Below are 10,043 nucleotides of genomic sequence, written 5' to 3'. Positions count from 1 at the left end.
CCGCCGCCGACCTCTACGACATCGTCCACCGCACCTACACGCCGGCTGTTTTCGGCACGCCCGAGATTGCGCCGCTGAAGACGCTGCAACCCGGCCTCTACCTCGAAGCCCTGTCCAACGGCCCCACGCTGGCCTTCAAGGACATGGCGATGCAGCTGCTCGGCAACCTGTTCGAATACGAGCTGGGCCGCCGCGGCGAGACGCTCAACATCCTGGGTGCCACCTCGGGCGACACCGGCAGCGCTGCCGAGTACGCGATGCGCGGCAAGAAGGGTGTCAAGGTCTTCATGCTGTCGCCCAAGGGCCGCATGAGCGCCTTCCAGCAGGCGCAGATGTTCAGTCTGCAGGACGCGAACATTCACAACATCGCCGTGCAAGGCGTATTCGATGACTGCCAGGACATCGTCAAGGCGGTGTCCAACGACCTGGAGTTCAAGCGCCGCCACAAGATCGGCACGGTGAACTCCATCAACTGGGCGCGCCTCTTGGCCCAGGTGGTGTATTACTTTGCCGGCTACTTCCAGGCGACCTCGCCCGACGCTCCCGGGCGTGCCGGCATGGAATCGCGCCGCATGGGCCTGGACTCACGCCTGATGGGCCTGGACGGTGACAAGTCGCAGCTCGACGAGCGGGTGAGCTTCGCCGTGCCCTCGGGCAACTTCGGCAACATCTGCGCCGGCCACGTGGCGCGCATGATGGGCTTGCCGATCAAGCGCCTGGTTCTGGCCACCAACGAAAACCGCGTGCTCGACGAGTTCTTCCGCACCGGCCTCTACCGCCCGCGGGCGAGCGCCGAGACCTTCGAAACCTCCAGCCCGTCGATGGACATTTCCAAGGCGAGCAACTTCGAGCGCTTCGTGTTCGACCTGCTGGGCCGTGACGGCGATCGCACGCGCGAGATGTTCAAGGCGCAGCTGGAAAAGCAAGGCTTCTTCCAGCTCAGCCCGGCCGAATTGGCACGCATCTCGGTCTATGGTTTCCAGTCGGGGCACAGCACCCACGCCGACCGCCTGGCCACCATCCGCGACACCTGGGAGCAGAACGGCATGATGATCGACACCCACACCGCCGACGGCCTCAAGGTCGCGCGCGAACACCTGGAGCCCAGCGTGCCGATGATCGTGCTCGAGACTGCTTTGCCGGCCAAGTTTGCCGAGACCATCGTCGAAGCCCTGGGCCGTGAGCCCGATCGCCCGGCTGCGCTGCGAGGCATCGAAGCCTTGCCCAAGCGTTTCAAGGTGATGAAGGCCGATACGGCCGCGGTGAAGCGCTACATCACCGAGAACATGTGAGCATGAAAGTCATCGGCTTCAGTGGCTACTCCGGCTCGGGCAAGACGACGCTGATCGAGCCCTTGATCGGCTGTCTGAAGGCCGCGGGCCAGCGGGTGTCGGTGATCAAGCATGCCCACCATGCCTTCGACATCGACCACGAAGGCAAGGACTCGTGGCGTCACCGGCGAGCCGGGGCCTTCGAGGTGGTGGTGGCCTCGAACAAACGCCTGGCCAAGATCCGCGAGTACGAGGTGCAGGCCGACCCCACGGTGCACCAGCTGCTGGCCGAGCTGTCGGATTGCGACTGGGCGCTGGTCGAGGGCTTCAGGCATGCCGACCTGCTGCGCATCGAAGTCTGGCGCGCCGAGACCGGCGAGGCTGCGCACTACCCACACGACCCCTTCATCGTCGCGGTCGCCACCGACGAGCCGCAGAATTTGCCCGTGCCCACCGGCCTGCCGGTCTTGAGCCTGAGCGACGTGCAGTCGGTGGCCGACTTCCTGATGGCCAACCCGAGCCGCTATGAATACTCCTCGCCCTACGACGCTGCTGACGCTTGACGAGGCCCTGGCTCGGCTGCTCGGTGCTGTTCAGCCCTTGGCTGGCCACGAGACCGTCTCGACCTTCGACGCGGTGGGCCGCGTGTTGGCGAGTGAGGTGCGCTCGCTGGTCGACGTGCCTTCGGCCGACAACAGCGCGATGGACGGTTATGCGATGCGAAGCGTTGACGTCCCTGCAGCCGGCGCGCTGTTGCCTGTCAGCCAGCGCATCCCCGCCGGCGTGGTGGGTGCCGCTCTGCAGCCGGGCACCGCTGCCCGCATCTTCACCGGCGCGTTGCTGCCCGAAGGCGCCGATGCGGTCGTGATGCAGGAGCAATGTGAAGCGCTGGATGGCGCGGTGCGTGTCAACACGGTGCCGCTCACGGGCCAGTCGGTGCGCCGCCGTGGCGAAGACCTGTCGCGCGACGCCATCGCGTTGCCACGCGGCACCCGCCTCACGCCGCAGGCGCTGGGCCTGGCGGCCACTGCTGGCGCTGCCACCCTCGCGGTGACCCGCCGTCCACGGGTGGCGCTGTTTTCCACCGGCGACGAGTTGGCCATGCCCGGTGAGCCGCTGAAGCCGGGCGCCATCTACAACTCCAATCGCTTCACCTTGCGTGCGCTGATCCAGTCGCTGGGCTGCGAATGCACCGACCTAGGCATCGTGCCCGACCGGCTCGACGCCACGCGCGCCGCCTTGCGCCAGGCAGCGCAGGGCCATGACGTGATCGTCACCAGCGGTGGTGTGTCGGTGGGTGAAGAAGACCACCTCAAGCCCGCTGTGCAGGCCGAGGGTGAGCTCAACCTGTGGCAGATCGCCATCAAGCCTGGCAAACCGCTGGCCTTTGGCAGCGTGCGGCGTACCGAGGGCGATGCCATGGGAGAGAAGGCCTGGTTCGTCGGCCTGCCCGGCAACCCGGTGTCGAGCTTCATCACCTTTTTGCTGGCGGTGCGGCCCTTGTTGTTGCACCTGCAGGGCGCTTCGGTCTTGCAACCGGTGGGCATGCCGATGCGGGCTGATTTCGACTGGCCACGGGCCGACAAACGCCGCGAGTTCCTGCGCGTTCGGCGCAACGAGCAAGGTGGCCTCGACCTTTTCACCAACCAGGGCTCCGGGGTGCTCACCTCCACCGTGTGGGCCGACGGTGTGGTCGACAACCCCCCGGAGACCCCCATCCGCGCCGGCGACAGCGTGCGGTTCATTGCCTTGGCGGAGTGGGTGGCATGAAGATCCAGCTGCGTTACTTCGCCTCGCTGCGTGAGGCACTGGGCACGGGCGAGACGATCGATGCCGTCGAAGGCAGCACCGTGGCCCAACTGCGCGACACCTTGATCGCGCGCGGCGCCCCGCATGCCCAGGCCTTGGCGCGTGGCCGTGCGGTTCGCACGGCGCTCGACCAGACGCTGTGCGACGAGTCGGCAGCGCTGCATGAGGGTGCCGAGCTGGCGTTCTTCCCGCCCGTCACAGGCGGTTGAGGGCCTCGGGCACGGCGCGTTCGGCGGCCTCCAGTGCCGTCCAGGCGCGCTCAACCGCTTCCACCGTCGCCGGGCTGTGAGGCAGCCGCAACTCATCACTCATCCAGCCCTGTCGCGCCAGCACCGCTTTGAAAACGCTCGGGTTGGGCTCTGCAAAGAGCGCCTGCGACACAGGCATGAGCGCGTGGTAAAGCCGCCGTGCCTGCTGCATCTGGCCGGCGCGGGTGGCGCTGACCATCTCGGCATACAGCTGCGGCAGCAGGTGGGCTGAGGCGGCGATGGCGCCAGCGCCGCCCATGCACAGCGTGCTGAAGATGCGCTCGTCGTCGCCCGCCAGCACGGCGAGGCGCCCATCGGCGATCAAGACGCGGGTCTTGAGCTCGTCGGCACCGCAGTCCTTGAGGGCTCGGATGTTGGGGTGGTCAGCGAGTGCGAGCAGCGTGGTCAGCGTCATCTGCACCCCCGTGCGGGCCGGTACGTCGTAGAGCACCAGCGGCACCGGCGAGGCGTCGGCCAGCGCGCGAAAGTGCGCCACGATGCCGGCCTGGGCGGGTCGCAGGTAATAGGGCGCCGACACCAGCACCCCGGCAATGGAGCGCTGCGCCAAGGGGCGCAGGTGCGCGGCCATCTTGTCGAGCCGTGTGCCCGCCAGGCCCATCAGCACCGGCTTGCCGCCGCTTGCAGCCAGCACGGCATCGAGCACGGCGAGCTGCTCCTCGTGCGTCAGTGACTCGGCCTCGCCGGTGCTGCCGCAGGCCACGAAGCCGCAAATGTCGGTCTTGGCGAGATGGCGCGTCAGCCGCTGCAACGCGGCCACGTCCACATGGCCGGCTTGAAACGGCGTGACCAGCGGAATCCACAAACCTGAAAAATCGAATGAACCCACGAGGCATCTCCTTGCATGACAGACCGAATGAAGGTCCGCGCAGGGGAGCGAAGGGTCAGTGGGGGAGGTGGGGGCCTGCCGTGTGTCTGTTCCGTCGCTCAACTGACGACGGATGCGCAACGCCCCGGTCAGATGAGCGTCTGCTTTTTGCTTTTGAGCGCGGTGGCACCGATGCCCGCAAGGGCAGGGGTGTGGAGGTGGCGCAAGAGCATCGCGGCATTGTGCCCGAGCCCCTGCATGCCAGTGCCACAATGAAACCAATGCCTGCCTCTCGCGTGACGATCCAGACACAAGACTTCGACCTCGGTGCCGAAGTGAGCGCCTTGCGAGCAGGCGACCCCGGTGTGGGCGCGGTCGTCAGCTTCGTGGGCACCGTGCGTGACCGGAGCGAAGGCCTGGGCGTGAGCCAGATGGAGCTGGAGCACTACCCCGGCATGACCGAGAAGGCCATCGAGGCCATGATCGACACGGCGACGGCGCGCTTCGACATCCGCGGCGTTCGCGTCATCCACCGTGTGGGCGCGTTGGCGCCGCAAGACCAGATCGTGCTGGTGGTGGTTTCATCGGCCCACCGCGGCCAGGCCTTCCAGGCATGTGAGTTCCTGATGGACTACCTGAAGACCCAGGCCCCGTTCTGGAAGAAGGAGCACACGCCTGACGGCGCACGCTGGGTCGACGCTCGGGTGCACGACGACCAGGCGCTCGCGCGCTGGGGCATTGCCAGCGGGAATGCGGCGGCATGAGCACGGCGCTGCCCTGGGCGCAAATCCTCGCCGTGGCCGCCGGCGCCGCGGTGGGCGCCTTGCTGCGCTGGGCGGCAGGCCCGTGGCTCAACGGGCCGTGGCAGGGCTTCCCGCTCGGCACCTTGCTGGTCAACTGCGTGGGCGGTTTGATGATCGGTGCGGCGCTGGTGTGGTTCGACCGTTCGCCCAACGAGCTGCTTCGCCTGCTGCTGGTCACTGGCTTCCTCGGAGGTCTGACCACCTTCTCGGCGTTCTCGGGCGAGTCGCTTTCGCTGATGCAGCGTGGCGAGTACCTCTGGGCGCTCGCCCATACCAGTGCGCATGTCGTGGGCTCGCTGGCGTGCGCGGCAATCGGCTTTCGTTTGATGCGCGTCATGCTGGCTTGACCCGATGCCTTGAAAACTCGGGGCACTGCCTCAAATCTCCAGCAATCGGAGGATGACCCATGCGTCTCGACAAGCTCACCACCAAATTCCAGGAAGCCCTGGGCGAAGCCCAAAGCCTGGCCCTGAATCGCGACAACCCTTACATCGAACCGGTGCACGTGCTGGCCGCCATGCTGGCGCAAGCCGATGGCCCCAAGGCCTTGCTCGAACGGGCCGGTGTCAACACCAACCGGCTGCAACTGGCACTCGACGCCGAGATCAAGAAGCTGCCGCAGGTGCAAGGTGGCGAGCAGGTGCAGGCCAGCCGCGAGGTGGCGGCGCTCTTGCAAACATCAGAGAAAGAAGCCACCAAACGCGGTGACCAGTTCATCTCCAGCGAGATGTTCCTGCTGGCTGCGGCCGACAGCAAAGGCAGCGTCGGCCCGCTCGTGAAGGAGCACGGCCTCACCCGCAAGGCGCTCGATACTGCCATCGACGCCGTGCGTGGTGGCCAGAAGGTCGACAGCCCCGAGGCCGAAGGCCAGCGCGAGGCGCTGAAGAAGTACACCCTCGACCTCACCGAGCGCGCCCGTCAGGGCAAGCTCGACCCGGTGATCGGCCGCGACGACGAAATTCGACGTGCCATCCAGGTGCTGCAACGCCGCACCAAGAACAACCCGGTGCTGATCGGCGAGCCGGGTGTCGGCAAGACCGCCATCGTCGAAGGCCTGGCACAGCGCATCGTGGCCGGCGAAGTGCCCGATTCGCTCAAGAGCAAGCGGGTTCTCGTGCTCGACATGGCCTTGCTGCTGGCCGGAGCCAAGTTTCGCGGTGAATTCGAAGAGCGGTTGAAGAGCGTGCTCAAGGAAGTGGCGCAAGACGAAGGCCAGACCATCGTCTTCATCGACGAGATCCACACCATGGTGGGTGCGGGCAAGGCCGAAGGTGCGATCGACGCGGGCAACATGCTGAAGCCTGCTCTGGCGCGCGGCGAGTTGCATTGCATCGGCGCGACCACGCTCGACGAGTACCGCAAGTACGTGGAGAAAGACGCCGCACTGGAGCGCCGCTTCCAGAAGGTGCTGGTCGGCGAGCCGACCGTGGAGGCCACCATCGCCATCCTGCGCGGCCTGCAAGAGAAGTACGAAGTGCACCATGGCGTGGAGATCACTGACCCGGCCATCGTGGCGGCGGCCGAGCTCTCGCACCGCTACATCACCGACCGCTTCTTGCCTGACAAGGCGATCGACCTGATCGACGAGGCCGCGGCCAAGGTCAAGATCGAGATCGACTCCAAGCCCGAGGTGATGGACAAGCTCGACCGCCGGCTGATCCAGCTGCAGATCGAGCGCGAAGCCGTGCGACGCGAAAAGGACGAAGCCTCGCAAAGGCGTTTTGCTTTGCTCGAAGAGGAGATCAGCAAGCTGCAGCGCGAAGCCGCCGACCTCGAAGAAATCTGGAAGGCCGAAAAGGCCGCCGCACAGGGCTCGGCCCACGTGAAGGAAGAGATCGACCGCATCCGCTTCCAGATCGAGGAGTTCAAGCGAAAGGGCGACTTCAACAAGGTTGCCGAGCTGCAGTACGGCAAGCTGCCCGAGTTGGAGAAAACGCTCAAGGACGCGCAAGCCAAAGAGAAAAAGGGGGCCACCACCGGCAAGCCGCAGCTGCTGCGCACCATGGTCGGCGCCGAAGAGATCGCCGAGGTGGTGGCGCGGGCCACCGGCATCCCGGTCGCCAAGCTGATGCAGGGCGAGCGCGACAAGCTGCTGCAAATGGAAACCAAGCTGCACGATCGCGTGGTCGGGCAGGAAGAAGCCATCGAGGCCGTGTCGAACGCGATCCGACGCTCACGCTCGGGCTTGAGTGACCCGAATCGGCCGACCGGCTCCTTCCTCTTCCTCGGGCCCACTGGTGTGGGCAAGACCGAGCTGTGCAAGGCCTTGGCCGGGTTCCTGTTCGACAGCGAAGACCACATGATCCGCGTCGACATGAGCGAATACATGGAGAAGCACTCGGTGAGCCGCCTCATCGGCGCGCCTCCGGGTTATGTGGGCTACGACGAGGGCGGCGCGCTCACCGAAGCCGTGCGCCGCAAGCCCTACAGCGTGCTGCTGCTCGACGAGGTGGAGAAGGCCCACCCCGACGTGTTCAACGTGCTGCTGCAAGTGCTCGACGATGGCCGCCTCACCGACGGCCAGGGCCGCACGGTCGACTTCAAGAACACCGTGATCGTGATGACCAGCAACCTCGGTTCGCACCAGATCATGCAGATGGCCGGGCAAGACAGCGACGACATTCGTGACTCGGTGATGGTCGACGTGAAGCAGCACTTCCGCCCCGAGTTCCTGAACCGCATCGACGAGACCGTGGTCTTCCACGCGCTCGACCGCAACAACATCGCCGCCATCGCGAAGATCCAGCTCAAGGTGCTGGAGGCGCGGGTCGAGAAGATGGACATGAAGCTCGACGTTTCCGAGCCCGCACTGGCCGAGTTGGCGAAGATCGGCTTCGATCCGGTGTTTGGTGCGCGGCCGCTCAAGCGGGCCATTCAGCAGCGCATCGAAAACCCGGTGGCCAAGCTGATCCTCGAAGGCAAGTTCGGCCCGAAGGACGTGATACCGGTCGACGTGGAAGGCGGCGAGTTCGTCTTCGGGCGGGTGGTGCACTGACCCTGCAAAGAGCGAGCAACGCGAAGCGTTCCTCGAGCAACGCCCGCGGAACCGGCTTTGCCGGGCTGCTGGGTGGGCCTTGCAGGCCGCGTCGGGCCAGTGGCCCGACCCTTCGCCAGGCACAAACAGTCCACTGGACTGTTTGTGTCCGGGCTCAGCCCCTTGGGGGCAGGAGCGAAGCGACTGGGGGGCCTCTACCCCTCCAGCACGCTGTCCATGCGCATGATCTGCAACCGTGCGAGGGTCAGGTTGGCATGGGTCTTGTCGAGCACCACGTGCAAGGCGAGGCCCGGGTGGTGCGGCACGGCGCGCAGCAGCAGGTGATGCGTGCCCAGGGTGATGGCGGCCTCGGGCAGGGCGTGGCCCATGCCCAGCGCGCGGCTGGCCTGGGTCATGGCGGCGAGCAGGGACGCGCCGTGCTGGCCCAGCTCGTCGGCGCTCGGGCGGGCACCGGCGTGCAGCAGGCCCTGGCCGCTCGCCACATCAAAAATCCCGACGCTGACCATGCCGGTGAGTTCGATCAACTGGTTCACGTAACGCGCGAGCGGGGTGTCGTCACTGCGCGGCTCGGCGCTGCGCACGGTGGGCATGGGCTTCATCGCCAGAGGCATGGGCGCTGAAACCGGGTTGATTGCCGCGGGGCTCCCCGGTGCAGGGGCGCCGGCCGCACGGCTGTTGGCACCGGGCAGGGCGGGCAGGGCCGTGCCGGTCTCGGTGTGGATGTGCTCGCGCAACCGGTTCCATGTGCCGCTGATGAACGACCAGGCATCGGCCGGGCGGGTGACCTGCGGCGTGGTGCGCACGTTGACGCCAGTGCCTCGGCCGAGGTCGGTGCCGTGGCTGCTCAAGGCGCTGGAGGCGGCCAGCGGCAACAAGAGCATGTGCCGGTTGTGCCAGTTGTTCTTGATCATCGCTTCGTGCAGCGGCTCGAAGGATGAATTCATCAAATGCGGGGGCATGTCTCCCACCATCAGCACGCCGAGGCGGCTGTAGCTCAGCAGCACACGCGCGAGTTCGTGGCGGGCCACGGTGTCGGCATCGGCCTCGGTGGTGTAGATACGCAGCGACTGTTTGCCAGCCGGGAAATCGATGAATTCCAGCGTGGCCAGCGGGGTGCCATAACCCTGCCGGCGTATCACCAGCTTTTGCACGCTGCGCCCGCTGGCAGCCGCCACGCCGGCCAGCAGCTTGCGCGACGATTGGGTGCCCACGTCATGCAAGGCGATGTATTCGGGGCGCAGGTGGTCGAACTGCTGCTGCATCGCCTCGGCCGGGTCGCACGAGACGAACAGCTCGCGCTGGCTCGAGCTGACCTGGCGGCCGATGTCGTGGCCTTCGGCTTCGGTTTCGTCTTCTTCGCGCGGCTGGATCTGGGTGGCCACCACGGTCTCGGCGCGGGTGGCTTGCCAGCCGTCTGAGTCAGGGGGGTCTGCGGGCGGGTTGGCGGGTGAAATCGACATCGGTGAGTCCTAGCTACACGCCAGTGTAGGGGGAATGTTTCTAAATGTGAGAGAAGCGATTGGGATGATTTCACACCCCCGGCGAAGCGGGAATCCCTAAGCCAGACGAGGTGCTGCGAACCCCGTCGATAGAATCCTGCGATTCCACGCCTTCCGGTTCGCCGTATCCCATGCCTGCCAAGCCGTCCGACCCGTCAACTCTCCCCGTGGTGATCGTTGGTGCGGGGCTTGCGGGCTTGACGGTGGCACTCCACCTGGCCCAGCACCGCCCGGTGGTCGTGCTCGCCAAGCGCAACCTGAACGAGGGCGCCACGCAGTGGGCGCAAGGCGGCATCGTCGGCGTGCTGGGCACCGACGACAGCATCGACTCGCATGTGCGCGACACGCAAGAAGCCGGCGCCGGCCTGGTCGATGAGCAGACCGCCCGCTTCATCGCCGAACACAGCGCCGAAGCCATCGAGTGGCTGGTGGCACGCGGGGTGCCGTTTTCGCCCGACCCCGAAGGCCCGCTCGGCCTGCACCTCACCCGCGAAGGTGGCCACGCGGTGCGGCGCATCGCCCACGCGGCCGACGCCACCGGCAAGGCCATTCACGACGTGCTGCTCGAAGAGGTGGGCCGCCACCCGAACAT

Annotated in this window: 10 protein-coding genes; 8 read left to right on the top strand and 2 right to left on the bottom strand. The window is 66.5% G+C overall.

Annotation, left to right across the window (positions count from 1 at the left end; all coding sequences use genetic code 11):
• From RMO40_RS08565 to RMO40_RS08550, 4 genes are all read left to right on the top strand, one after another.
• A partial coding sequence (locus RMO40_RS08565) for a pyridoxal-phosphate dependent enzyme (protein ID WP_309719100.1) occupies window positions 1-1,292 on the top strand: 1,292 nt, incomplete at its 5' end.
• 2 nt (window positions 1,293-1,294) lie between these two features.
• A complete protein-coding gene (mobB, locus tag RMO40_RS08560) occupies window positions 1,295-1,834 on the top strand; it encodes a molybdopterin-guanine dinucleotide biosynthesis protein B (protein WP_309719097.1) in 540 nt (179 codons plus the stop codon).
• The gene (locus tag RMO40_RS08555) at window positions 1,797-3,041 is read left to right on the top strand and encodes a molybdopterin-binding protein (protein ID WP_309719094.1); all 1,245 of its coding nucleotides are present in this window, start codon (window positions 1,797-1,799) and stop codon (window positions 3,039-3,041) included. The genes mobB and RMO40_RS08555 overlap by 38 nt, the downstream gene beginning before the upstream one ends.
• Complete coding sequence (locus RMO40_RS08550; protein ID WP_309719091.1) at window positions 3,038-3,289, top strand: MoaD/ThiS family protein; 252 nt, start codon at window positions 3,038-3,040, stop codon at window positions 3,287-3,289. Before RMO40_RS08555 ends, RMO40_RS08550 begins: the two co-directional genes overlap by 4 nt.
• Here the strand turns inward: RMO40_RS08550 and dapA are convergent.
• Entirely contained in the window at window positions 3,276-4,175 is a 900-nt protein-coding gene (gene dapA / locus RMO40_RS08545) for a 4-hydroxy-tetrahydrodipicolinate synthase (RefSeq protein ID WP_309719088.1), read from the bottom strand. The two genes, RMO40_RS08550 and dapA, sit on opposite strands and share 14 nt — an antisense overlap.
• 260 nt (window positions 4,176-4,435) lie before the next feature.
• On the opposite strand from dapA, the gene RMO40_RS08540 reads away from it, so the two are divergent.
• Genes RMO40_RS08540 through clpB form a run of 3 tightly spaced genes read left to right on the top strand, consistent with a single transcriptional unit; the run spans window position 4,436 to window position 7,952 of the window.
• On the top strand, window positions 4,436-4,918 hold the full coding sequence (locus RMO40_RS08540; protein ID WP_309719085.1) for a molybdenum cofactor biosynthesis protein MoaE: 483 nt from the start codon (window positions 4,436-4,438) through the stop codon (window positions 4,916-4,918).
• Complete coding sequence (gene crcB, locus RMO40_RS08535; RefSeq protein WP_309719082.1) at window positions 4,915-5,304, top strand: fluoride efflux transporter CrcB; 390 nt, start codon at window positions 4,915-4,917, stop codon at window positions 5,302-5,304. Before RMO40_RS08540 ends, crcB begins: the two co-directional genes overlap by 4 nt.
• 59 nt (window positions 5,305-5,363) lie before the next feature.
• Window positions 5,364-7,952 carry an ATP-dependent chaperone ClpB gene (gene clpB, locus RMO40_RS08530; RefSeq protein WP_309719079.1) on the top strand — a complete coding sequence of 863 codons (2,589 nt, stop codon included), beginning with the start codon at window positions 5,364-5,366 and terminating at the stop codon, window positions 7,950-7,952.
• Window positions 7,953-8,146: 194 nt separating this feature from the next.
• On the opposite strand, the gene RMO40_RS08525 is transcribed toward clpB, so the two are convergent.
• On the bottom strand, window positions 8,147-9,412 hold the full coding sequence (locus RMO40_RS08525; protein WP_309719075.1) for a hypothetical protein: 1,266 nt from the start codon (window positions 9,410-9,412) through the stop codon (window positions 8,147-8,149).
• Between the two features lie 170 nt (window positions 9,413-9,582).
• On the opposite strand from RMO40_RS08525, the gene RMO40_RS08520 reads away from it, so the two are divergent.
• On the top strand, window positions 9,583-10,043 hold a 461-nt coding region (locus RMO40_RS08520; RefSeq protein WP_309719072.1), incomplete at its 3' end, for an FAD-dependent oxidoreductase.

It is taken from the genome of Rhizobacter sp. (assembly GCF_031412075.1).
Taxonomy (GTDB): domain Bacteria; phylum Pseudomonadota; class Gammaproteobacteria; order Burkholderiales; family Burkholderiaceae_C; genus Rhizobacter.
Note: the sequence above shows the minus strand (reverse complement) of the source record. Positions and strands in the feature narration are given on the sequence as shown.